This is a genomic window from Georgenia sp. G2120, from assembly GCF_055326485.1.
The window spans coordinates 17,129-40,562 of the sequence record NZ_JBUZNL010000013.1 but is presented as its reverse complement, the minus strand read 5'-3'; the positions used below and the strand labels follow the sequence as shown (position 1 = coordinate 40,562).

Sequence of the window (23,434 nt, the reverse complement as noted above, 5' to 3'; positions counted from 1 at the left end):
CCCGCACTTTCGACAGAGAGTTCCGCTCCCAACCGCAGTTTCGACGTGCACCAACCGCAATCTCGGCGGGCACCAACCGCAATCTCGACGAGAGGGCGGGTCAGGCGGGGGGCGCCTCCGTCGTCGTGACGTCGAGCGTCTCGGCGCCGACCGGATGGTCGACGACGACGTGCCCGCCGTCCGCCGCGTCGCCGCCGAGCAGCAGCCGGGCCAGGCGGTCGCCGATCTCCCGCTGGACCAGGCGGCGCAGCGGCCGCGCCCCGTACGCCGGGTCGAAGCCCTCGAACGCCAGCCACTCCCGCGCGGCACCGGTGACCTCGAGCGTGATCCGCCGCGGCGCGAGCCGCTCGGCGAACCGCTCGATCTGCAGGTCGACGATCCGACCCAGCTCGTCGAGGCCGAGCGCGTCGAACATGACGACGTCGTCGAGCCGGTTGAGGAACTCGGGCTTGAACGACGCGCGCACGACCTCCATCACCTTCTCGCGCCGCGCCTCCTCGGCCACCGTCTGGTCGACGAGGAACTGCGACCCGAGGTTCGACGTCAGCACGAGGATGACGTTGCGGAAGTCGACCGTTCGGCCCTGGCCGTCGGTGAGCCGGCCGTCGTCGAGCACCTGGAGCAGGATGTCGAAGACCTCGGGATGGGCCTTCTCCACCTCGTCGAGCAGGACCACCGTGTACGGCCGACGACGAACGGCCTCGGTCAGCTGCCCGCCCTCCTCGTACCCGACGTACCCGGGCGGGGCCCCGACCAGGCGCGATACCGCGTGCTTCTCGGAGTACTCGGACATGTCGATGCGGACCATCGCCCGCTCGTCGTCGAAGAGGAAGTCCGCGAGCGACTTGGCGAGCTCGGTCTTGCCGACGCCCGTGGGGCCGAGGAAGAGGAACGAGCCGGTGGGACGGTCCGGGTCGGCGATGCCGGCGCGCGAGCGGCGCACCGCGTCGGAGACCGCACGCACCGCCGCGGTCTGGCCGATGAGCCGGCGCCCGATCTCGTCCTCCATCGTCAGGAGCTTCTCGGACTCGCCCTGGAGCAGGCGGCCCACCGGGATCCCCGTCCACGCCCCGACGACCTCGGCGATCTCCTCGGCGGAGACCTTGTCGGCGATCATCGGGTCCGACGACGAAGTGTCGGCGGACTCGGCCTCCTCGCTCGCCACGGCCGCGTCGAGCTCGGACTGCAGCTGCGGGATCTCGCCGTAGCGCAGTCGGCCGGCGTCCTCGTAGCGGGACTCACGCTCGGCGAGCTCGGCCTTGGTCGTGAGCTCGTCGAGGCGGGCACGCAGGTCACCGACCCGGTTGTGGCCGGCCTTCTCCGACTCCCAGCGCGCGGTAAGACCGTCGAGTTCCTCGCGCCGGTCCGCGAGCTCGGCCCGCAGGGCGTCCAGCCGCTCGGCCGTGGCGGCGTCGTCGTCGTCGATGTTCTCCGCGAGGTACGCCTCCTCCATGCCGAGCCGGTCCACCTGGCGGCGCAGGACGTCGACCTCCTCCGGGGAGGAGTCGAGCTCCATGCGCAGTCGGGACGCGGCCTCGTCGACGAGGTCGATGGCCTTGTCCGGGAGGCGGCGGCCGGTGATGTAGCGGTCGGAGAGGGTGGCGGCGGCGACGAGGGCGCCGTCGGAGATCGTCACCTGGTGGTGCGCCTCGTACTTCGGGGCGATGCCGCGCAGGATCGTCACCGTGTCCTCGACCGACGGCTCGCCGACGAGGACCTGCTGGAAGCGCCGCTCGAGCGCGGGGTCCTTCTCGATGTGCTCGCGGTACTCGTCGAGCGTGGTGGCGCCGACGAGGCGGAGCTCGCCGCGCGCGAGCATCGGCTTGAGCATGTTGGCGGCATCCATGGAGGAGTCGCCGCCGGCGCCCGCGCCGACCACGGTGTGCAGCTCGTCGATGAACGTGACGACCTGGCCGTCGGAGTCCGCGATCTCCTGGAGGACCGCCTTGAGGCGCTCCTCGAACTCGCCGCGGTACTTCGCGCCCGCGACCATGCCGGCCATGTCGAGCGCGACGAGGGTCTTGCCGCGCAGGGACTCGGGGACGTCGCCGTCGACGATGCGCTGGGCGAGGCCCTCGACGACGGCGGTCTTGCCGACGCCGGGCTCGCCGATGAGGACGGGGTTGTTCTTGGTCCGCCGGGAGAGGACCTGGACGACGCGGCGGATCTCGGCGTCACGGCCGACGACCGGGTCGAGCTTGCCCTCGCGCGCGGCGGCCGTGAGGTCCTGGCCGTACTTCTCGAGCGCCTCGAAGGTGCTCTCGGGGTCGGGGCTCGTGACGGGGCGGTTGCCGCGGACGGACGGGACGGCGGCGCGCAGGGCGTCCGCGGTGGCGCCGGCGTGGCCGAGGACCTGGTCCGTGCCGGGCGCGGCGGCCAGGCCGAGGAGGAGGTGCTCGGTGGAGACGTACTCGTCCCCGAGCGCGCGGGCCTCGTCGGTGGCGCCGCTGATGACGGTGAGGAAGGCGCGCGAGGTCTGCGGCTGCGCGACGGATCCTCCGGAGGCCCCGGGCAGGGCGGCGAGCGCCGCGTCGGTGCGGCGGGTGAGGTCCGCGCGGTCGGCGCCGGCGGCGTCGAGCAGGGCGAGCGCGATGCCCTCGCCCTGCTCGAGGAGCGCCTTGAGCAGGTGGCTGGGCTCGATCTGCGGGTTGCCGCCGGTGGTGGCGAGCTGGAGAGCGGAGGCGACGGCCTCCTGCGAGCGGGTGGTGAGCTTCGTGTCCATCGGTCTCCTCGATGCGGTGTGTGCGGTCGCTGATGATGGAACGCACGCAAAGTTGAGTCTATTCCGCTCAAGGTTGGGGCGCCAGGGGTGGTGGTGGAGTGGCGCGAGGAAGGCGCCGCTCAACCGCACTCTCGGCACAGGACGCGGCTGGCCGACGCGCTCCAGGCAGGCACTACCATCATCCGCCGTGACCACACCCTCGACCCCGCGCCCGACCACCGACGCGATGGCCGCCTTCCGCCGGTTCCCCGTCGGCATCACCGTCTTCCTCGGCCTCTTCGTCGCGGCCGGCCTGTACCTCGCCTCCCGCCACCTCGGGGCCGAGGCCGTGGCCATGTGCGGCGACGACACGATGGCCGAAGGCGACATGTGCACCATGTCGTCGGGCCGGCGCCGGAGGCGTGCCGGCGGCGGCACCTCCACCTACACGTACGAGGAGCGGCTCGAGGCGGCCGCCCGCGGCCACGAGGCATGGGTGTGGGCGGGGATCGCGGTCGCGGTCATCGCCGTCATCTTCATCGTGCTGGTCGTCATCCGATGGCGCCGCGACACCGCGCTCGCCCGCACCCTCGACGGCCAGCAGGCCCCGGTGACCTCGTACTCCACCACCACCAGCATCGGCGCCGGCATGGGCTTCCTCGGGGCGGCCGCGGTGGGCGCCGGCGGCCTCGGCGTGGGGGTCTGGCTGCGCGGGGTCTCGGACCTCAATCCGATCGGGCTCGCGATCATGGCGGCGGGCGCCGTCAGCGGCCTCGTCATCCTGTGGATGGCCCGGCCAAAGGGCAGCACGCTCGTGTGGGCCTACGACTCGCACGTCCGCATCGTCACGCAGAGCCGGTCGCACGACGTGGCATGGGAGGACATGCAGTACTTCGTCGACCTCCAGTCGTCGTCGTTCATGGAGCTCGGCTGGACGGGGTCCAAGCGCCAGCTCTCGATCGACGACGAGGAGTTCTTCGCGACGATGCGCGCCCGCATCAACACCCTCACCCGCGCGCGGGTCGAGCGCAGCGCCGAGACCGGCGAGCCCGTCGACTTCCGTGCGGTCACGCTCGCGGGCCGCACGGTGACGTTCAGGAAGAAGAAGCTCGACGCCGGGTCGCTGGCCGCGATCAACCTCGTCAAGGAGAAGGACAACCTCTCGCTGCACGTGCGCGACCGGGAGGGCGCCACCCAGGTGATCATCAACCCCGCCGAGATCGCCAACCTCGACGTGCTCCTCCACGTCCTCTCGCAGACCTACGGGGTGGTCGTCCCCGGTCGCTGACCGAGAGCGCGCCGTCGCGCCCAGGGGTCGCCCCGTCCGGTCCGAGTCCGGTCACCACCGGCGTCGGCAAGGGGTCGACGACGACGCCCGGCGCATCCCGGCGTCACCCCTCGTGCGTCAGCGCCGCGCCGCGAGCCCCACGACGACGAACGGCACCGCACTGCCGACCGCTCCCCCGATCCACCAGGCCAGGGTGTCGAGCAGGATCGACCCGACGACGAGGGTCACCGTCACCAGACCGAAGGCGGCGGCGGGCGTCGTCAGCAGGACGTGGCGGCGCGGGTGGTTCTTCGGCGGGTTGCCGACGGCGAGCGCGAGCATGAGCGGCGGGATGTACACGGGAACCAGCGAGAGCAGGTTCGTGCTCCCACCGTCGCGCGCCGGATCGAGGCCGGTGAGGACGAGCGCCCCCGCGGCGAGGAACCCGAGCAGCGGGCCGATGTAGACGAGTCGGGCGGTCCGGTCGTGGACGGAGCGAGGGGTCGTCGGTGCAGTCATCGGGGAACCTCCATGGCCTCGGGCGCTGCGGTAGGGGCGAGCCTGGGGCGATCACGGTCCGGACGGTGGGGACGCCTGCCGTCACCCCGACGCTATCGATCGGCGATCCCACCCGCAACGACGCCGCCGTCGTCACGCGCCCGACCGCTCAGTCGACCTGCACCTGGTCGGCGGCCTCGCGCACCAGCTCGAGGCCGCGCGGGAGCGGCACCTCACCGTGGGCCTCGACGAGGACGGTCACGCCGTCCCGCACCTCCTGGCACATCGAGACGACCACGTTCTCGACATCGCGTGACGGCGTCTCGCCCTCCTGGAGCAACGGGCCGAACTCGCGCTGTCGCACGAGGCACTGCGCCTCCCCGTCCGTCTCCACCCACGCCATCGGGGTGGCGATCCCCATCGTCTCCGCCGCGGCGAGCGAGTCCTCCGACGACCACAGACCCGGCGCCTCGGCAGCGACCGCGTAGACGGTGACGGTCTCCGCCAGATCGTCGGACATGTAGACCTGGCCGGCAGCGGCGGCGCCGTCGTGCGCCGCGGACAGGCCGTCGGCCACCTCGGCGACCGCCTCCTCGCGCAACGCCGCGAACTCGGCGGGTCCGTCCTGGTCGGCGGCGACCTCGGAGTGGGGCCGCATCCCGCCGAGCGTGGCGGGCAGCGTCACCCCGTCCGGCTCCGAGCTCAGCAGCCCGCCCGTCACGGCGAGGGTCCCGCCCACACCGAGGGCGGCGCCCACGAGCAGCCCGACGACGAGAAGCACCGGTGACGACCGTCGCCGGCTCCCCGCCTGCCCACCCGGGGCACCACCCTGTGCCCCGCCGACGTCGCTCACATCCGGTCTCCTGTCAGTCCGCCTGCTTGACGAGCCGCCAGCGCGCGACGATCGCGTAGACGATCGCCCACACGATCAGCATGCCGAGCCCGAGCAACCACATGCTCGGCTCCTGCGCCCACAGCGGGTCGTCCTGGTACGGGTGCCAGTCGGTGATGCCGACGCTCGACATCGCCATGCTGAAGCCCCAGCGCGCCGGCATCAGCCAGGCGATCTGCTCGAACACGGGCTGGCCGGCCACGTCGATGACGCCGCCGGAGAGCACGAGCTGGAGCATGACGGCCACGACGAGCAGCGGCATGATCTGCTCGGAGTTCGAGGCGATCGCGGACAGCATGAGCCCCATGACCATGCAGGTGAAGGCCAGCACGACGGCGGCCACGACGATCTCGATGCTTCCGTCGGGCAGGAGCGCGGAGTTCGTCGGCGGGTCGTGGAGCATGAGCGTGATGATCGATGCGACGAGCCCCTGGTACACCGCGAAGGCGCCGAGCACGACCATCTTCGCGGTGAGGTAGGCGTCCGGTCTGAGCCCGACCGCCGACTCCCGCTTGTAGATGTGCCGTTCGCCGACGAGATCTCGGACCGAGACGGCGAGGCCGCCGAACGCGAGCCCCACCATGAGCACGGTGAGGATCTGCATCGACTCCCCGGTGATGGTCTCGCCGGGATCGGGCTGCCGCAGGCCCAGCTCACCCCCGACCGCGACCGTGAGCAGGCCGAACAGCACCGGCAGCACGAGCAGGAAGAACAGGTACTTCCCGTCGGCGAACATCAGGCTGAGCTGGCGGCGCGCGAGCGTGGAGACCTGCTTGCCCACCGACTGCTTGCTGCGGCGGTCGAGCTGTTGGGGCCGGGCCACGTTGACGCGGCGCACGTGCGGCCGCGCGGACGCGCCCTCGAACATCTGCTTGGACCGGGTCGGGTCCTCCTTGATGAACGCGTAGATCTGCGCGTAGGTGAGGTCGTCGGGGTCCTTGACCTCGCGGCCGAGGTAGCGCATCGCCTTGGCGAAGTACGGCTTGACCTCGTGGGGCGCCCCGTAGAAGGCGGTCTTGCCGCCGGGCGCGAGCAGGAGGATCTTGTCGCACTGGGCGAGGTTGACCTCGTTGTGCGTGATGACGACGACCGTGCGGCCGCGCACGCCCCGGGAGTCGTCGCCGTGGGCGATCTCCGCGAGCAGGTGCATGACCTCGGCGTCGAGGGAGGGGTCGAGCCCCGACGTCGGCTCGTCGAGGAAGAGCAGGTCCGGCTGGGTGAGCATCTCGAGCGCGACGGACACGCGCTTGCGCTGACCGCCGGAGAGCCGGTCGATCCGGGTCGAGGAGTGCTCGGTGAGCCCGAGCTGGCTCATCACACGCTCGACGGCCTGCTCGCGGTCGCGCCGCTGCACCGACTCGTCGAACCGGAGCTCGGCGCCGTAGTCGAGGGCCTTGCGGACGGTGAGCGTGCGGTGCACGACGTCGTCCTGCGGGACCACGCCCATGCGGTTGCGCATCGTGGCCTCGTGCTCGTACACGTCGAGGCCGGAGAAGCGGACGATGCCCTCGTCGGCGGGCGGGCGGCCCACGAGCGAGCGCAGCAGCGTGGACTTGCCGGCGCCCGAGGGGCCGATGACGGCGAGCAGCGAGCGCCCGGGCAGCGAAAAGGTGACGTCGTCGAGAATCGTCTTCTTCGACGGGTCCTTCGCGCCCTGCGCCTTGAGCTTCTTCCGCTCCTCCGAGGATGCGTCGACCCGCACCGTGAGGTCCTCAGCCTCGAGGCTGCCCTCGCCGCCGGAGATGTCGATCGGCACGAGGCCGCCGGGCACGAGCTGGAGGAACGAGCCGCCGACGCCGAGGATCCCGCCCATCTGGAGCATCCCCTGGGTGACCCGGGCGCCGTTGACGAACGTACCGTTGAGCGAGCCGCGGTCGATGACGCGGAAGCCACCCTGGGTGGGGACGAGGTCGACGTGCCGGCCGGAGACCAGCGGGTCGTCGAGCGTGATGTCGGCGCTGCGGGCGCGGCCGACGGTCAGCGTGCCGGGCGGTCGGCCCGCAGCGGCGGACGCGGGTGAGCCGGCCGCCGGGCTGCCGGACGGGGCGGGCGCGAGCGGCGCGCCGACCGTCAGCTCCTGGGTGGACGGCCGGCGGGCGCCGGGGGCATCGGGGCCGCTCGCGCCGCTGAAGGGCTCCGCGTTCGAGGGCGTGGGTGCGGGACGGGACGGGCCCGACGCCGGAGCTCCCGTCGGGGGGCCGGCCGGCGGTCGGGAGTCGGCCGGCCGGGCGCCCGACGCCGCAGGGGCACCCTGCGGGGAGGGGGGCGCCTGCGTGGAGCGCGGGTTGGCAGGCGTGGGGACCGACGAGGCCGGCGGGCCGGCGCTCGCGGCCGACGCCGCGGACGGCCCTGCGGAGTGGGCGGACGCGGCGGAGGGGCCCGCGGAGTGGGCCGATGCCGCGGACGGGCCGGCGGAGTGGGCCGAGGCGGCTGACGGGCCGGCTGTCGGGCCACCCGCACCGGCGGGCGCGCCGACGGGACGGATCCGGATCTCCGGGCCCTGCGCCGGGTGCCCGAGCCGCACGACGACGCCCTGCCCGATCGCGGCCGGCGCGGTGAGCTGGCGGCCGCCGACGAACGCGGCGCCGCCGACGACGCGCATCATCCAGCCGTTCGGTGTCTCGGCGATCTCGAGGTTCTGTGGCGCCACCGCGGGGTGGCCGATGATGAGGTCGGCCGGCGGGGCGCTGCCGACCAGTGCCCGTCCGCCCGGGGGCCGCGTGGCGGTCCCCATCGGCGAGGCGATCTCGATGCCCGTCCGCATGCAGTGGTTCCTCTCGAAAAGCGTGGGTCGTGCGACCGCCGGGCGCAGTCCTGCGGGGCGCCGCCCCACGGCATGCTAATGGCCACGGGACGCCGAGGACGCGTCAGAGGTCCCCGGGCCGGGTCGTCCGCGTCACCCGGTCCCGTCGACGGCCGGCGCGCCGGAAGGTCCGGGCACGTGCGTCGGACCGGTTCGCCGCTCCCCCGCGGGACGCGTCACGCCTCCCAGGCGGGTGCGACGTGCGGCCACGGGTCCGCCGCCTCGAGCGCCGCGGCGAGGCCGAGGAGGAGCGCCTCCGACCCGACCTTCCCGCCGAGGTGGACGCCGAACGGGAGCTCGGGTCCGGCGTCGTCCACCCGTGCGCGGTGCAGCGGCACGGAGATCGCCGCGGCGCCGGTGATGTTCCAGGTGGAGGTCCACGGCGTGTACGCGCGCTGGTCGAGGAAGTCCTGCTGCGGGTCGTCGTCGTCGCGCATCGACCCCACCGGCGCCGGCGGGCCGGACAGGGTGGGGCTGAGCACCACGTCGACGTCGGCCCAGACCTGTGCGGTGCGGCGGGTGAGCAGGTGCATCGCCGTCACCGCGTTCGAGTACTCGACCCCGGTGACCGACGCACCCTGCTCCCGCAGGAACCGGGTGAGTGGGACGAGCAGCTCCTCCTGCTCCGGCTCGAGCGGCGCGGCCGCCGCGCCGGTGGCCCACACCGGCTGGAACGCCTCCCACTCCGCCACCCCGAACGGCACGCCGACGTCGACGACCTCGTGCCCCATCGCCTCGAGCAGCGCGATCGCGCGGTCGACCCCGGCGAGCGCCTCGCGGTGCACCTCGGTCGCGATCGAGATCGGCTCGCGCAGCACGCCGATGCGCAGCCGCTCCGGCGGGGTGTCGCAGGCGGCGAGGAAGGTACCGGCCTGCTCGGGCGCGCGATAGACATCGCCGGGCCGGGGAACGGCGAGGACATCGAGCAGCGCCGCCGTGTCGCGCACCGTGCGGGTGAGGACGCCGCTGCGGGTGAGCCCCACGCCGTCGGTCTGGTGCGGGCCGGACGAGATGCGACCCCGGGTCGGCAGCAGCCCGACCAGTCCGCAGGCGGCGGCCGGGATCCGGATCGACCCGCCGCCGTCGGAGCCCTGGGCCGCGGGGACGAGACCCGCCGCGACCGCCGCCCCGGCGCCGCCGGAGGAGCCGCCCGCCGACCGGGTCGTGTCCCAGGGCGTGCGGGCGGTCGGTCCGACGTCCGGCTCCGTGTACGGCGGCATGCCGAACTCGGGGGTGGTCGTCTTGCCGACCATCGTCGTGCCGGCGTCGGAGAGCAGGGTGACGATGCCGTCGTCGAGCGTGGCCACGTTGTCCGCGAACGCGGCCGAGCCCAGGCGCAAGGGCAGGCCGGCGACCTGGTTGAGGTCCTTGATGGGCACGGGGACGCCGAGGAACGGGGGCAGCGAGTCGGCGTCGGGCGAGCCGCCGGGTCCGGGCGAGGCCGAGGCGAGGACCTGCTCCGCGGCCGTCGCGTCCGCGAGCGCGCGGTCGGCGGCGACGTGGACGAACGCCCCCACCCGATGGTCGAGGGCCTCGATGCGGCGCAACGTGTGCTCGGCGACCTCGGTCGGCGAGACGTCGCCGGACCGGATCGCGGCGGCCAGGTCGAGGGCGGTCAGCTCGTGGATCTGGGCCATGACCCGAGACTACGGGCCGGGCAGAGGGACCGGTCGGGGCGGTCGGGTCGAGGGACCGACCGGGTCGTCCCAGGCCCCTTCTGTCGTGGGCCCACGGGGCGGTCGCCCGTCTCGGCAGGGAGGGCCCACGCGCCGTTCGTCGTCGTCGATCGCGCTTGACCCGGGCCCCCCGGGATGCGCAAGGATGGAGATCGGCCGTGCCACCCGGACGGTTGACGCGACTGGAAGGAGAGCACGTATGGGCATCTTCGACAAGGCCAAGGACGCAGTCTCCAGCGACAAGGGTGAGGAGTTCTCCGACAAGGGGCTCGACGCCGCAGGCAACGCCGCGGACAACGCCACCGGTGGGAAGTACTCCGACAAGATCGACAGCGCTCGCGAGGGCGCCGACGGCCGCATCGGCAACGAGGGCGCCGGCGAGAACTGAGCGCGACCGATCAGCACACTCTCGGGGAGCTAGCCCCCGACGCTCGACGGCCGGTCCCCCAGTCCGGGGGCCGGCCGTCGCTCTGTCTGCCGTGCGATCGCTCGGACCGCCGTCCGCGCGCCGACCCCGCCGTCCGCGCGCCGACCCCGCCGTCCGCGCGCCGACCGCACAGTGACACGCCGACCCGGTGAGGCGGCCCGGGCGACATCTCCGGCAGCGGTACCCATGTGACCTGCATGACGACGTGGTGGAATGTGCGCATGACTTCGACGGCCCAGGCCCAGCCCGACGACGCCCACGAGTGGCTCGAGGAGGTCGAGGGGGCCGACGCCCTCGCCTGGGTCGAGGAACGCAACGCCGAGGTCACCGAGGAGATCGCTTCGACGACGCGGTTCGACGAGATCCGGTCCGAGATCCTCGAGGTCCTCGACTCGACCGAGAAGATCCCGGCCGTGGTCCAGCGCGGCGAGCACCTCTACAACTACTGGATCGACGCCGAGCACCCCCGCGGCCTGTGGCGCCGCACCACCTGGGAGTCCTACCGCACGCGCGAGCCCGAGTGGGACGTCCTGCTCGACGTCGACGCACTCGGCGAGGCCGAGGGCGAGCAGTGGGTGTGGCACGGCGCGCGGGTGCGGCGCCCCGACTTCGACCGGGCCCTCGTCTCGCTCTCGAGGGGCGGCTCGGACGCTGACGTCGTGCGCGAGTTCGACCTCACCACCCGCGAGTTCGTCGAGGACGGCTTCCGGCTCGAGGAGTCCAAGGGCTTCGCCGCGTGGGGCGACGCGAGCGGGGACGTGCTGCTCGTCGGCCGCGACCTCGGCGAGGGCTCCCTCACCGAGTCCGGCTACCCCCGCACGGTGCGCCGCTGGGCGCGCGGCACCGACCTCGCGGACGCGCCCGAGCTGTTCGCCGGCGAGGTCTCGGACGTGGCCGTCGCGGCCTCGTACGACTCGACGCCCGGCTTCGAGCGCACCTTCGTCAGCCGCGCGGTCGGCTTCTTCGACGAGGAGATCCACCTCGAGCGCGAGGACGGCTCGCTCGTGCGCATCGACGTCCCGACCACCGCGTCCGTCGACGTCCACCGCGAGTGGCTGACGATCCTCCTGCGCGAGACCGGCAAGCTGCGCGGCACGATGTACCGCGCGGGCACGCTCCTCGGGGTCGACCTCGAGGAGTTCCTCGCCGGCGAGGGCACGATCTCCACGCTGTTCGTGCCGACGCCGACCACGGCGTTGTCGAGCTACGCCTGGACCCGGCACCACCTCGTGCTCAACGTCCTCGAGGACGTGACGAACCGACTCGAGCTGCGCACGCCGCCGCCCACCTCCGACGGCGAGTGGCTCGAGCGTCCGCTCGCCCTGTCCGCCGCCGGGTCGCCGCGCCTGGCCGTGTCCCGGATGGCGTCGATGTCGGTGGCCGCCGTCGACGAGCTCGAGTCCGACGACGTGTGGCTGACGACCGCCGACTTCCTCCAGCCCAGCTCGCTCAACCTCGTGCGGCTCTCCGGCGCGGGCCAGACCAAGGCCGTCGAGCCGTTGAAGATGATGCCGCAGTTCTTCGACGACGAGGACCTCGTCGTCGAGCAGTTCTTCGCCACCTCCGACGACGGCACCCAGGTCCCGTACTTCCAGGTCGGCAAGGCCGGGGTCGGCACGGCGGAGTGGCGGCGCGACGGCGGGAAGCCGCAGCCCACCCTGCTCTACGGGTACGGCGGCTTCGAGATCTCCCTGCTGCCGTCCTACTCGGGCTCCGTGGGTCGGGCCTGGCTCGAGCGCGGCGGCGTGTACGTCGTGGCCAACATCCGCGGCGGCGGCGAGTACGGGCCGCGCTGGCACCGCACCGCCCTCACCCACCGGCGACACCGCGCATACCAGGACTTCGCCGCCGTGGCCGACGACCTCGTCAACCGCCAGGTCACCGACCCCGCGCACCTGGGCATCCAGGGCGGGTCGAACGGCGGCCTGCTCATGGGCGTCATGCTCACTCTCTACCCGGAGAAGTTCGGCGCCGTCGTCGCGCAGGTCCCGCTCCTCGACATGAAGCGGTTCTCGCACCTGCTCGCCGGCGCCTCGTGGGTGGCCGAGTACGGCGACCCCGACGACCCGCAGCAGTGGTCCTTCATCAAGACCTTCTCGCCGTACCACCTGTTCGACGCCGACAAGGACTACCCCCCGCTGCTGCTGACGACCTCGACCCGCGACGACCGCGTGCACCCCGGCCACGCCCGCAAGATGGCGGCCCAGATGCTCGAGGCCGGCAAGGACGTCCGCTCCTACGAGAACATCGAGGGCGGCCACGGGGGCGCAGCGACGAACGCCCAGCGCGCCTACCTCCAGGCGCTGGCGTACGAGTTCCTCTGGCAGCAGCTCGGCGACTGACCGCGCAGCTTCCTTCGTCTCCTTCGTCGAGATTGCGGTTCGTCGTCGTCGAGATTGCGGTTCGTCGTCGTCGAGACTGCGGTTTGTCGTCGTCGAGATTGCGGTTTGTCGTCGTCGAGATTGCGGTTCGTCGTCGTCGAGATTGCGGTTGGGAGCTCCGCCTCGCTCGTGTCGAGAGTGCGGCTCAGCACCGCCGGACAGGTCGGCACACGGTCGAGGTTGCGGTTCGTCGGCGTCGTCGCCGAGGTTGGGTTGCGTCGCACCAACCGCAATCTCGGCGTGCACCAACCGCAATCTCGATGAACGGTGCGCTGCGCAGATCAGCGGTTCCAGCGGTTCTGCCGCGCCTTGATCCAGGCGAAGAGGCCGGTGAGACCGATCGCGAACCCCGCGAGGAGGCCGAGGATCCCGACGACGAGGGGCGCCCCCATCACCGACCAGCCGCCGAGCGACGGTGACTGCGTGATGCCGAGGTCCGCGCCGCCGGCGTCGCAGTCGACGTCGTAGGTCCCGTCCGAGCCCGCGGCGAAGCTGCCGAGGCTGACCTCGCGCGAGCCCCCGCCGGCCTGGAAGACCTCCTCGAGCTCGATGTCGAGCGAGGAGCCGTCGGGGCCGGTGACGACGCACTGCCCCGTCGTGCCCCGCTCGCCGACGATGAGATACGTGCTCTCCCCCGCCAGCTCGTGGCGGCCGGTGCCGACGGGCGACGCCGCGTCGACGGCCTCGCGCACGACGCCCGTCGCCGAGTTCGTCCCCCAGGCCAGGGCGAACGCCGGGACGAGCGCGCCGACGAGGACGCCGACGATCATCCAGAGGACCGCCGCGCGGGTCGTGGTCGGGCGAATCCGCCTCGGCGCGGGGCCGGTGCCGCGGTCGTCGGCGGACGGGTGTTCGGCGTCGTCGGGGACTCGCGCAGCTTCGAGGGACTGGTCTGGCTCCGGCTCGGCGTCGTCGGGGCCTCGCGCGTCGTCGAGGGACTGGTCTGGCTCCGGCTCGGCGTCGTCGGGGCCTCGCGCGTCGTCGCGGGACGGGTCGGGCTCCGGCTCGGGGTCGCGGACCGGCTCGGCGTCGGGGTCCGGCTGCTCACCGGGCGCGGATGTCACCCGCCCAGTGTGCCAAGGGTTCGGACCGCCGACGCCGACCGGCCGTCCTCAGCCGCACTCTCGACGACGAACGGCCGCCTCAGCCTCACTCTCGACCGTTGGTGGGGCTCCCAACCGCAATCTCGACGACAACGAACCGCAATCTCGACGGAAGGGGGTGGGGCTAGGCCGCACTCCCGACGTCGTGGAGGTGGTGGCGGATGTCGTGCAGCAGGTACTGGGCGAGGGTGCGCACGGTGAACGCGGCGCCGTCGGAGCGGTAGCCGGGGCGCTCCCACGCGGCCTCGGGCACGGCGCCGAACACGATGCCGGTCTCCTCCGCCCGCTCGGCGAACGTGCGCGCGACCTCGCCCGGGTCGCGCGCGAGGTAGTTGCCGTCGACGGCAGCGCGGTCCTGGTCCCAGTCGGCGAACGTCGGGCCGTCGCCGCCGCGGATGAGCGCGAGCCGGGTCGACATGACGTCGAGGACGTCGGCCGAGTGGGCGCCGTACTCGAGGGGCGACCAGGTCGAGTCGTCCGGGCGGTCGGCGACGGCGTCGCGACGCAGCACCTCGGCCCAGCGACGGGCGGCGTCGGCGAGCTCGGACGCGACGTCGGCGGGCGTGAACGCGGAGGACTCCGTCCCGCACTCCTCGCAGCGCCTCGTGAGGACCCAGGTCCAGTCCTTCGTCTCCGGCTCGATCACGGTGATCCTCCCTCTCGCGGCGCGGTCACCGGCCACGCTACGCCGCACGCCCCGACGAGAGGAGGGGAAGGTGCACGAGACCAGGTGACACCACCCCTGGTCTCGCCACCCTCACCTGATCTCGAGCCGGTGAGGAGCGCCGCACCATCGCCGGACCAGGATCTGAGACCGAGTCCGGGAGCCGCACGGGACCAGACACACGTTCCTAGGGTCGGAGCATGTCCGAATCACCGCGTCCCGACGCGAGCGAGCCGACCACCACCACCGAGCGCCGCCGTCGGGAGTTCCCGCACGTCCTCGTGGTCCTCGTGGCCCTGGGTCTCCTCGCGGCGATCCTCAGCTACCTCGTCCCGGCCGGCCTCTACGACCGCGTGCCCGGGCCGGACGGGCGGGAGGTCGTCGACCCGGACAGCTTCCGGCGGGTCGACGCGGACCCCGTCTCGGCGATGCAGCTCCTCACGGCGTTCCCGCGCGGCCTCATCGACGCGGGGCAGATCGTCTTCTTCGTGTTCACCGTCGGCGGCATGTTCGAGGTGGTCCGCCGGACCGGGCTCATCGACACGGTGCTCTCGTGGGTGGCCCGCGTGTTCGCGAACCGCGGGGCGCTCGTCATCCCGGCGCTCATGGTGCCGTTCTCGCTGGTGGCCAGCTTCATCGGCGTCCCCGAGCTCAGCCTCGTCTACATCCCCGCGATCCTCCCGCTCATGCTCGCGCTCGGGTACGACCGCATCGTGGCCGCCGCCGTCGCCCTGCTCGGGACCGGCGCCGGTTTCGCCGCGGGCTTCCTCAACCCGATCAACACCGGGCTCGGCCAGCAGATCACCGGCCTCGAGCCGTTCTCCGGCATCGGGCTGCGCATCGTCCTCTACGTCGTCCTCATCACGACGGCCTGCCTCTACGTCACCTGGTACGCGCGCCGGGTGGCGAAGGACCCGAGCCGCTCGCTGCTGACCGCGGAGCAGCGCGCCGACGGCAAGGACGTCGTCCTCGACACGACCCAGCACCACGCCTTCACCGGCCGCCAGGTCGCTGCCGGCATCGCGTTCCTCGCGCTGGCCGGCCTGCTGATCTGGGGGATCATCGCGCAGGGCTGGTTCTTCCCCGAGATGGCGGGCATGTGGATCGTCATCGCCCTCGTGGTCGGGCTGGTCGGCGGGCTACGTCCGAGCGAGGTCGCGAACGGGTTCGAGCAGGGGATGCGGGACGTGCTCTCGGGGGCGATCGTCGTCGGCGTCGCGCGCGGTGTGGCGATCCTGCTCGAGGACGGTCAGATCCTCGACTCGATCGTCCACGGGCTCGAGGTGGTCGGCGTCCTGCCGCCCGTGCTGTTCGTCGTCGGCATGTTCGTCGTCCAGGCGTTCTTCAACCTCATCGTGCCCTCGGGCTCGGGGCAGGCGCTCGTCACGCTGCCGGTCCTCGGACCGCTGTCCGACATCCTCGGCGTCTCGCGGCAGAGCGCGGTGCTCGCGTACCAGCTCGGCGACGGCCTGACCAACGTGGTCTACCCGATGTCCGGCTACTTCATGGCCTCGCTCGTGGTGGCCCGCGTGCCGTACAACAAGTGGCTGCGCTTCTACGCGCCGCTGCTGGGGATCTGGGCGCTCGTCGCCGTCGGGTTCCTCGTCTACGCCCAGCTCACCGGCTGGAGCTGACGCAGGTCACGGCGTCAGCGCCCGTACCGGGAGCCCTGCCACAGGACGAGCGCCCCGGTCTCGCGCCGTTCCCCGCGCACGCGCCTCCCGCGCGGACCCGCCACGACGACGCCGGTCGGGCTCGCCGTGAACACCCGGCTGCCGGGCTCGACGCGCGCGCGGAGCGACTCCAGCTCGGCGGTCACGCGGTCGAGCTCGTCGCGCAGGCGGAGGACCTGCTGGATGCCCGCGAGGTTGACGCCCTCGTCCTGGGACAGCCGCTGGACCTCCCGCAGCCGCGCGACGTCCCGCAGCGAGTAGCGGCGCCCGCGCCCCGGGGTGCGGTGCGGCTCGACGAGCCCGAGCCGGTCGTACTGGCGCAACGTCTGCGGGTGCATGCCGGCGAGCTCGGCCGCGACCGAGATGGTGAGGACGGCGGAGTCGGGCCCGATCTGGTCCTCCGCCCGCACCCGGGCACGGCCGCGCCCGCGACCCGCCCCTGCCCGGGCCGCGCTCATCGGGCGGCCTGCTCGAAGAGGAACTCGCGCGGGCTCGCGTCACCGTTCGCGGCGGCGAACTCCTCGACCGCCTTCCGCGCCGCTGCGCTCAGCCGCGAGGGGACCACCACGTTGACCGTGACCATGAGGTCGCCCGGCGCACCCTTGGCGCGCTGGACGCCGTGCTTGCGCACGCGCAGCGTCCGGCCCGACGGCGTCCCCGCCGGCACCTTGACGCGCACCGGGTCGCCGTCGAGCGTCGGCACCTCGATCGTGGCCCCGAGCGCGGCCTCGTCGAACGTCACGGGCACCGTCACGCGGAGGTTGGCGCCGTCGAGCGTGAACACCGGGTGCGGCGTGACCTCGACCGTGATGATGAGGTCGCCCGCGGGAGCCCCGCCGGAGCCGGGGCGCCCCTTGCCGGAGATCTTGATCTTCTGGCCGTCGCGCACGCCCGGCGGGATGCGGGTGGTGACGCTGCGCCCGTCCACGGTCAGCTCGACCGTCGACCCGTCGACCGCCTGCCGGAACGGCAGCGTGGTGGTGGCAAGGACGTCCTGGCCGCGCTGCGCCCGACGCCGCGAGCCGAAGCCCGACGGCGCCGCCGACCCGAACATCGAGCTGAGGATGTCGTCGAACCCGGGGGCGTCCCCCGCCGACGCGTAGGACTGCCCGCGCCCGCCGGCACCGAAGCCGGAGGAGAAGACGTCCTCGAAGCCCGAGGCCCCCGCGCTCCCGCCGGGGCCGCCGGAGAACCGGGGCCGCCCGCCGGCCATGGCCCGCAGCGCGTCGTACTCGCTGCGGTCCTTGGGGTCCGAGAGCACGTCGTAGGCCTCGCCGACCTTCTTGAAGGTCTCCTCGGCCTTGGTGTCACCGGGGTTCTGGTCGGGGTGGTACTTCCGCGCGAGCTTCCGGTACGCCTTCTTGATCGTGTCGGCGTCGGCGTCCTTGGACACGCCGAGCACCTGGTAGAAGTCCTTCTCCAGCCAGTCCTGCCCTGCCATCACTCACCACCTCCCTCGTCCCAGCTCCACCTGTGGTCCTCCCGCCGCGGGTTCGCACGCATCCGCGGGTTCGTTGCGCTCCGCGAGCGCGTGCCCGTGGGCGGGTACATGCCCCGCCGCGAGCGCGTGCCCGTGGGCGCCACATCGCTGCGGCGCCCACGGGCATCGTCGGCCGTCCTCACGCGGGCGAGTGCACCGCCACGCGGGCGGCCCGCACGACCTTCTCGCCGATGCGGTAGCCCGGCTGGAGGACCTGGTCGATCGTCGTGACCTCGACCTCCGCGCTGTCGGTGCTCATGAGCGCCTCGTGCACGGTGGGGTCGAACTCCTCCCCGACGGCGCCGAACCGCTCGAGCCCGAACCGCTGCTGGAGCGTCTGCTCGAGCTTGTCGGCGATCGAGGCGAACGGCCCGGTGAGGTCGTCGTGCTGCCGCGCGAGCGCGACGTCGTCGAGGACGCCGAACAGCGACTCGACGACGGACTCGACGCCGGCCTGCCGGTGGCCCGAGGCCTCCGTGCGGGAGCGCCGCACGAACGCCGCGTACTCCTGCTCGACGTTGTAGAGGTCCGCCTTGCGGCGCGCGACCTGGTCCTGCAGGTCGAGGACCTCGGCCTGCGCCTGGGCCAGCGGGTCGGCGTCACCGGCGGAACCGGCGTCCCCGGCATCGCCGGCGCCATCAGGCGAGCCGGCGGCACCTGCCGCCCCGGCGTCGGGCCCGCCTGCGCCCTGCGCGGCCGGAGCCTCCCCCGGGACCTGGCCCGCGCCGTCGGGCCCCGGGACGCTCGCCGCGTCGTCGGGACCGGCAGCCGCACCCGGACCGGAACCCGGCTCGGGCGCCGCACCGGCGCCGCCCGCCGCGGGCGGACGCACCCGGCCGGTCTCGGGGTCGATGCGCCGACGGTCGTTGACCACCGGCTCCTCCCGCGGTCGGTCGGGCTGCTCGGTCACTTCTTGTCCTCCTCGTCGTCGACGATCTCGGCGTCGACCACGTCCTCGTCGGAACCGGACCCGGAACCCTCGCCGGCCCCGGCATCGGTCGCACCGGCGTCACCGAAGTTCGGCTGGTCCTGCGCGCCGACGTCCTCGGCGCCCTGCGCGGCGTAGAGCGCCTCGCCGATCTTCATGGCCTTCGTGTTGAGGTCGTTCTGGGCCGTCTTGATGGCCTCGACGTCCTCACCCTCGAGCGCCTTCTTCAGCTCGTCGACGGACGCCTGGATCTCGGAGGAGACGTCCTCGGGGAGCTTGTCGGCGTTGTCGGTCAGCTGCTTCTCCACCGAGTAGACCTGCTGCTCGGCGGTGTTGCGGGTGTCGGCCTCCTCGCGACGCTTGGCGTCGTCGGCGGCGTGGGCCTCGGCCTCCTTGATCATGCGGTCGATCTCGTCCTTGGGCAGGGCGGAGCCGCCGGTGATCGTCATCGACTGCTCGGTGCCGGTGCCCTTGTCCTTGGCGGACACGTGAACGATGCCGTTGGCGTCGATGTCGAACGCGACCTCGACCTGCGGCATGCCGCGGGGCGCCGGCGCGATGCCGGTGAGCTCGAACGTGCCGAGCGGCTTGTTGTCCCGCGCGAACTCGCGCTCGCCCTGGAAGACCTGGATGAGCACCGAGGGCTGGTTGTCCTCGGCCGTGGAGAAGACCTCGGACCGCTTGGTCGGGATCGCCGTGTTGCGCTCGATGAGCTTGGTCATCACGCCACCCTTGGTCTCGATGCCGAGGGAGAGCGGGGTGACGTCGATGAGCAGGACGTCCTTGCGGTCGCCCTTGATGACACCGGCCTGGAGGGCGGCGCCGACGGCGACGACCTCGTCCGGGTTGACGCCCTTGTTGGGCTCGCGGCCACCGGTGAGCGACTTGACGACCTCGGTGACGGCCGGCATGCGGGTCGAGCCGCCGACGAGAACCACGTGGTCGATCTCGGAGAGCTGGATCCCGGCGTCGCGGATGACGTTCTCGAACGGCGCCTTGGTGCGGTCGAGGAGGTCCTTGGTCATGTCCTCGAACTTGGCGCGCGTGAGCTGCTCGTCGAGGTGGATCGGCCCCTCGGGGGTCATCGACAGGTACTGCAGCGAGATGTTCGTCGACGTGGCCGAGGAGAGCTCCTTCTTGGCCTGCTCCGCGGCGTCCTTGAGGCGCTGGAGCGCGATCTTGTCCTTGGACAGGTCGGGGCCGCCGCGGCCCTTGACCGTGTCGACGAGCCAGCTGACGACGCGCTGGTCCCAGTCGTCGCCGCCGAGGCGGTTGTCGCCGGAGGTCGCGCGGACCTGGATCGTGGAGAAGTCGTCCTCGTCCTTGCCCACCTCGAGCAGGGAGACGTCGAACGTGCCGCCGCCGAGGTCGAAGACGAGGATGAGCTCGTCCTCCTTGCCCTTCTCCAGGCCGTAGGCGAGGGCGGCCGCGGTGGGCTCGTTGACGATGCGCAGGACGTTGAGGCCGGCGATCTGGCCGGCGTCCTTCGTGGCCTGGCGCTCGGCGTCGTTGAAGTACGCCGGCACGGTGACGACCGCGTCGGTGACGGGCTCGCCGAGGTAGGACTCGGCGTCCTTCTTCAGCTTGCCGAGGATGCGCGCCGAGATCTCGGGCGCCGAGTAGGACTTGTCCTCGATGTCGACCGACCAGTCGGTGCCCATGTGGCGCTTGACCGACGAGATCGTGCGGTCGACGTTGGTGACGGCCTGACGCTTGGCGATCTCGCCGACGAGGACCTCGCCGGACTTGCTGAACGCGACGACGGACGGCGTGGTGCGCGCGCCCTCGGCGTTCGCGATGACGGTGGGCTCGCCGCCCTCGAGGACGGAGACGACGGAGTTCGTGGTGCCGAGGTCGATCCCGACTGCTCGTGCCATAAGAGGTGCTCCTTGGTGGTCACGCCGGCGACGCGACCGGGGCGGCCGCGACTCCCGACTGGGTCTTGAGTCGTATGCACTCAACCTTGCACCGTGCGCGGTTCCGCTGTCCAGCCGCGCGGGTGTGAAGTTGAGTCTGCATGGCTCAACCTTGGCGCTGCGGGATCTATTCCCTCGCCCGCCCCTCGGTGTCGAGATTGCGGTTCGTCGTCGTCGAGATTGCGGTTCGTCGTCGTCGAGATTGCGGTTCGTCGTCGAGATCGCAGGTGAGGCCCACCGCGCCCAGGACCGGGAGCCGCCGCAGCCTCGCCACACACGAGCATCAGCCGAGTCGCCCCGTCGCAGCGCTACTGTCAGTGCCTACGGATACCGTCGGCCCTTCCATCCCCGAAGGAGCCCACGCCATGACCCAGGTCGTCGTCAGCCACCTGAATGCCGTCGAGGCGAACGCGCGGCGCGACGCGATCCTCAGCCGTGTCGGCGAGGACGAGGACGCGTTCCGGACGCGCGCGTCCGAGTACCTCCTCTCGGCCGAGGAGCTGGCGCTGTTCGACGAGCTCGAGAGCCTCGACTTCCTCCTGTCGAGGTGACGTCCGACGACCTGGTCCGCCAGGCCCAGGCGTTCGCCACAGACATCTCCGACACCGTCCGGTCGCTCGCACCGGACGCCGCACCCTTCACCGCCGTGGCCCTCGAGAACCGGGTGACCGTTGAACAGGCTCCCGCGACCGGGATACCGCTGAACGTCGACGGCGGTCGCCTCCTCACCCTCAAGGTGAAGTTCCACTGCGAGCTCGACTCGTCAGCGACGTTCCTCGCGGTCGAGCATTCGAGCTTCGCGGTATACGCCGGTGAGCGGGCCTCCGGCGAGCCCCTGTTCCGCTAAGACTACGTCCGTCATCCGAAGTCCGAGATGCCGGGCGCCCACCTGCAGGTGCACGCCCATCGCGACGCTGCTACCTACGTCATGTCCCAGGCCGGGACGTCCACGATGCGCGGCAAACGTCGCGCCGCGGCCACCGAGGTCCCGAAGCTCGCGGAGCTGCACTTTCCACTCGGCGGTCACCGCTTCCGCCCGTGCCTCCAGGACCTGCTCGAGATGCTCGTCTCGGAGCTCGGCGTCGACGTGTCCCCCGAGGGGCGCGAGTCTCTTCGCCGAGGTCGCGAACGTTGGCGACGCCAGCAGACTCGTTCCGTCGTCCGCGACGCCCCGGACGAGGCCGTGGCGATCCTCGACGAGCTGGGCTATCGCATCACCGCACCCGATCCTGCGCCACCGACGAACACGTCGCGGCTTCAAGCACTGTGACCAACGGCGGGTCGAGCAAGCACACCGACACCTTCGGGTAGGGCGACAATCGCCCGACGACGACGAACCCCGCGTCGACCACCCTGGAGGCAACGTGCAGCACGTGCTGGCGGCGACGGTGCCGGTGTTCCTCGTCGTCGCGCTCGGTTACGTGCTCACGCGCATCGGGATGTTCCGGCGCGAGGACGCGAGCGTGCTCTCGCGGTTCGTCGTCAAGGTGGCGCTCCCGCTGCTCATCTTCGCCAACCTCGCCGGCCGCTCCCCCGCCGAGGTCTTCCACGCCGCCTACCTGCTCACCTACGCCCTCGCCGCGCTGGTGATGTTCGGCCTCGCGGCCCTCTACGGCCGTGCCCGCGGTCGCGACCGGGTGCGCACGGTGTTCATGGGCACCGGGATGGCAGGGACGAACAACGGGTTCATCGGGTTCCCCGTCTTCCTCCTGCTGTTCACGGAGCAGGCGGGAGCCGCCGTCGGGATGGGGATGATCGTCGACAACGCGCTCATCATCCCGCTCACCCTCCTCCTGGCCGAGCGGGCCACGGGCACGGGCACGGTGAGGGACCGGCTCGTCGCGACCGTCCGCGGCGTCCTCCTGCACCCGATGGTCGTCGCGATCGTCGCCGCGCTCGCGCTCAGCGCCGCCGGGCTCGAGGTGCCGTCCGCGCTGGGCAACGGCGTCGACCTCCTCGCGGGGGCGTCGACCGGGGTGGCGCTGTTCGCCGTCGGCGGGATGTTCGTCGGCCTACGGATCCGCGGGGCGCTCGGCGACGTGCTCGCCACCGTGGTCGGGAAGCTCGCGGTGATGCCGGCGATCGCCGTCGGGCTGCTCCTGGCGTTCGACGCCGCCGGACTGCCCTCGCTGCCGGACGAACTGCGGGCCGCCGCCGTGCTCATGTGCGCGCTGCCGACCTACTCGGTGCTGCCGGCGCTCGCCGAGCAGTACGGGGAGACCGACGTGCCGACGGCGACGATGATGCTCCAGACCGCGTGCTCGTTCCTCACGCTGACGGGCTGGATGCTCGCCCTGTCCGCTGCCGGGTGGATGTAGCCGGCTGTACGCAGGCGAGCGGAGGGCCGATCAGGTGCCGGGTGCGACGACGGCAAGACCGGCAGCCCCGGCGGCATCGACAAGTCGGTGGTCGTAGGCGACGAACGAGCCGAGCGCATTCCCGAGCACCAGTGCTGACGCGAGGTGCAGGGCGTCGAGCGTGCGCAGCATCGGCACACCGAGGTCGCACGCGAGATCCTGAACGTCACGGCCGAGAGGGACCAGATCGAGGTCACCGACCACGAGCCGGGCCTCGGCGAGGGCCAGATCGCCCGCCCTCCGCGCCGCCCTGAGGACCTCGACCCTTCCCAGCTCGCTCGTCACCAGGAGGTCGTCCGGACGCGCGCCCATCCATTCGACCAGAGCATCGGTCTCGGCCTCACGACGCACGAGCTTCATGAGCGCCGACGAGTCGAGGTAGATCACAGGAGCTCCTGCCGTTCGACGTCGAGCAGCTCCTGGTTCGTCGGCCCGCCGTTCGCGATCGACAAGGGCCGGGGGGTTCGCGCACGACCGCTCGGGCTGCCTGCCGGCCGGAGGTGGCCGGAGGCCACCAGTCGATCCCGTGCGGTCACGGCTCCAGACGGCGGGGTGAGGAGCGCGACAAGCTCGCCTCGTTCGGTGACCTCGACCGTCGATCCGGACTTGACGAGCGCCAGGTAGCGCGACGCGTTCTGTCGCAGCTCGCGGACACCGATACGTTCCAT

General features: G+C 72.3%; 21 protein-coding genes. 8 read left to right on the top strand and 13 right to left on the bottom strand.

The window, feature by feature from the left end; all coding sequences use genetic code 11:
• Window positions 1–100 precede the first annotated feature (100 nt).
• Window positions 101–2,722 carry an ATP-dependent chaperone ClpB gene (gene clpB, locus ACZLMO_RS13485; protein ID WP_463654039.1) on the bottom strand — a complete coding sequence of 874 codons (2,622 nt, stop codon included), beginning with the start codon at window positions 2,720–2,722 and terminating at the stop codon, window positions 101–103.
• Between the two features lie 187 nt (window positions 2,723–2,909).
• Here clpB and ACZLMO_RS13480 point away from each other — a divergent pair, with 187 nt between their 5' ends.
• Window positions 2,910–3,989 carry a hypothetical protein gene (locus ACZLMO_RS13480; protein ID WP_463654038.1) on the top strand — a complete coding sequence of 360 codons (1,080 nt, stop codon included), beginning with the start codon at window positions 2,910–2,912 and terminating at the stop codon, window positions 3,987–3,989.
• Window positions 3,990–4,106: 117 nt separating this feature from the next.
• Here ACZLMO_RS13480 and ACZLMO_RS13475 read toward each other — a convergent pair whose 3' ends face one another.
• The 4 genes from ACZLMO_RS13475 to ACZLMO_RS13460 all read right to left on the bottom strand — a co-directional run bounded on the left by ACZLMO_RS13475 (window position 4,107) and on the right by ACZLMO_RS13460 (window position 9,798).
• Window positions 4,107–4,487, bottom strand: a complete 381-nt coding sequence (locus ACZLMO_RS13475; protein ID WP_425715356.1) for a hypothetical protein — start codon at window positions 4,485–4,487, stop codon at window positions 4,107–4,109.
• Window positions 4,488–4,635: 148 nt separating this feature from the next.
• Window positions 4,636–5,247, bottom strand: a complete 612-nt coding sequence (locus ACZLMO_RS13470) for a hypothetical protein (RefSeq protein ID WP_425715355.1) — start codon at window positions 5,245–5,247, stop codon at window positions 4,636–4,638.
• Window positions 5,248–5,332: 85 nt separating this feature from the next.
• A complete protein-coding gene (locus ACZLMO_RS13465; protein WP_425715353.1) occupies window positions 5,333–8,122 on the bottom strand; it encodes an ATP-binding cassette domain-containing protein in 2,790 nt (929 codons plus the stop codon).
• Window positions 8,123–8,337: 215 nt separating this feature from the next.
• Window positions 8,338–9,798 (bottom strand): amidase, encoded by a 1,461-nt coding sequence (locus ACZLMO_RS13460; RefSeq protein ID WP_425715352.1) that lies wholly within the window; start codon window positions 9,796–9,798, stop codon window positions 8,338–8,340.
• Between the two features lie 238 nt (window positions 9,799–10,036).
• Between ACZLMO_RS13460 and ACZLMO_RS13455 the strand changes: the two genes are divergently transcribed.
• Entirely contained in the window at window positions 10,037–10,225 is a 189-nt protein-coding gene (locus tag ACZLMO_RS13455) for an antitoxin (RefSeq protein WP_425715351.1), read from the top strand.
• A gap of 260 nt (window positions 10,226–10,485) precedes the next feature.
• The gene (locus ACZLMO_RS13450; protein ID WP_425715350.1) at window positions 10,486–12,606 is read left to right on the top strand and encodes a prolyl oligopeptidase family serine peptidase; all 2,121 of its coding nucleotides are present in this window, start codon (window positions 10,486–10,488) and stop codon (window positions 12,604–12,606) included.
• Between the two features lie 320 nt (window positions 12,607–12,926).
• Here ACZLMO_RS13450 and ACZLMO_RS13445 read toward each other — a convergent pair whose 3' ends face one another.
• Both ACZLMO_RS13445 and ACZLMO_RS13440 read right to left on the bottom strand, forming a co-directional pair.
• Window positions 12,927–13,709 carry a hypothetical protein gene (locus tag ACZLMO_RS13445; RefSeq protein WP_425715349.1) on the bottom strand — a complete coding sequence of 261 codons (783 nt, stop codon included), beginning with the start codon at window positions 13,707–13,709 and terminating at the stop codon, window positions 12,927–12,929.
• A 163-nt stretch (window positions 13,710–13,872) separates the two neighbouring features.
• Window positions 13,873–14,394 carry a DinB family protein gene (locus tag ACZLMO_RS13440; protein WP_425715348.1) on the bottom strand — a complete coding sequence of 174 codons (522 nt, stop codon included), beginning with the start codon at window positions 14,392–14,394 and terminating at the stop codon, window positions 13,873–13,875.
• 218 nt (window positions 14,395–14,612) lie between these two features.
• Between ACZLMO_RS13440 and ACZLMO_RS13435 the strand changes: the two genes are divergently transcribed.
• Complete coding sequence (locus tag ACZLMO_RS13435; RefSeq protein ID WP_425715347.1) at window positions 14,613–16,046, top strand: YfcC family protein; 1,434 nt, start codon at window positions 14,613–14,615, stop codon at window positions 16,044–16,046.
• Between the two features lie 14 nt (window positions 16,047–16,060).
• On the opposite strand, the gene ACZLMO_RS13430 is transcribed toward ACZLMO_RS13435, so the two are convergent.
• The 4 genes from ACZLMO_RS13430 to dnaK form a co-directional block, all read right to left on the bottom strand.
• On the bottom strand, window positions 16,061–16,543 hold the full coding sequence (locus tag ACZLMO_RS13430; RefSeq protein WP_425715346.1) for a heat shock protein transcriptional repressor HspR: 483 nt from the start codon (window positions 16,541–16,543) through the stop codon (window positions 16,061–16,063).
• The gene (locus ACZLMO_RS13425) at window positions 16,540–17,526 is read right to left on the bottom strand and encodes a DnaJ C-terminal domain-containing protein (protein ID WP_425715345.1); all 987 of its coding nucleotides are present in this window, start codon (window positions 17,524–17,526) and stop codon (window positions 16,540–16,542) included. The genes ACZLMO_RS13430 and ACZLMO_RS13425 overlap by 4 nt, the downstream gene beginning before the upstream one ends.
• Before the next feature lie 178 nt (window positions 17,527–17,704).
• Window positions 17,705–18,475, bottom strand: a complete 771-nt coding sequence (locus tag ACZLMO_RS13420; protein ID WP_425715344.1) for a nucleotide exchange factor GrpE — start codon at window positions 18,473–18,475, stop codon at window positions 17,705–17,707.
• A complete protein-coding gene (gene dnaK / locus ACZLMO_RS13415; protein WP_425715343.1) occupies window positions 18,472–20,370 on the bottom strand; it encodes a molecular chaperone DnaK in 1,899 nt (632 codons plus the stop codon). The genes ACZLMO_RS13420 and dnaK overlap by 4 nt, the downstream gene beginning before the upstream one ends.
• A 404-nt stretch (window positions 20,371–20,774) precedes the next feature.
• Between dnaK and ACZLMO_RS13410 the strand changes: the two genes are divergently transcribed.
• The 4 genes from ACZLMO_RS13410 to ACZLMO_RS13395 all read left to right on the top strand — a co-directional run bounded on the left by ACZLMO_RS13410 (window position 20,775) and on the right by ACZLMO_RS13395 (window position 22,727).
• Window positions 20,775–20,960 (top strand): hypothetical protein, encoded by a 186-nt coding sequence (locus ACZLMO_RS13410; RefSeq protein ID WP_425715342.1) that lies wholly within the window; start codon window positions 20,775–20,777, stop codon window positions 20,958–20,960.
• Window positions 20,957–21,256: a hypothetical protein gene (locus ACZLMO_RS13405; RefSeq protein WP_425715341.1), complete on the top strand. Its 300-nt coding sequence runs from the start codon at window positions 20,957–20,959 to the stop codon at window positions 21,254–21,256. The genes ACZLMO_RS13410 and ACZLMO_RS13405 overlap by 4 nt, the downstream gene beginning before the upstream one ends.
• Window positions 21,257–21,283: 27 nt before the next feature.
• The gene (locus ACZLMO_RS13400; RefSeq protein WP_425715340.1) at window positions 21,284–21,679 is read left to right on the top strand and encodes a hypothetical protein; all 396 of its coding nucleotides are present in this window, start codon (window positions 21,284–21,286) and stop codon (window positions 21,677–21,679) included.
• Window positions 21,680–21,773: 94 nt separating this feature from the next.
• Window positions 21,774–22,727 (top strand): AEC family transporter, encoded by a 954-nt coding sequence (locus ACZLMO_RS13395; RefSeq protein WP_425715339.1) that lies wholly within the window; start codon window positions 21,774–21,776, stop codon window positions 22,725–22,727.
• Between the two features lie 30 nt (window positions 22,728–22,757).
• Here ACZLMO_RS13395 and ACZLMO_RS13390 read toward each other — a convergent pair whose 3' ends face one another.
• Complete coding sequence (locus ACZLMO_RS13390; RefSeq protein WP_425715338.1) at window positions 22,758–23,153, bottom strand: type II toxin-antitoxin system VapC family toxin; 396 nt, start codon at window positions 23,151–23,153, stop codon at window positions 22,758–22,760.
• Window positions 23,150–23,434, bottom strand: a complete 285-nt coding sequence (locus ACZLMO_RS13385; RefSeq protein WP_425715337.1) for a type II toxin-antitoxin system Phd/YefM family antitoxin — start codon at window positions 23,432–23,434, stop codon at window positions 23,150–23,152. Before ACZLMO_RS13385 ends, ACZLMO_RS13390 begins: the two co-directional genes overlap by 4 nt.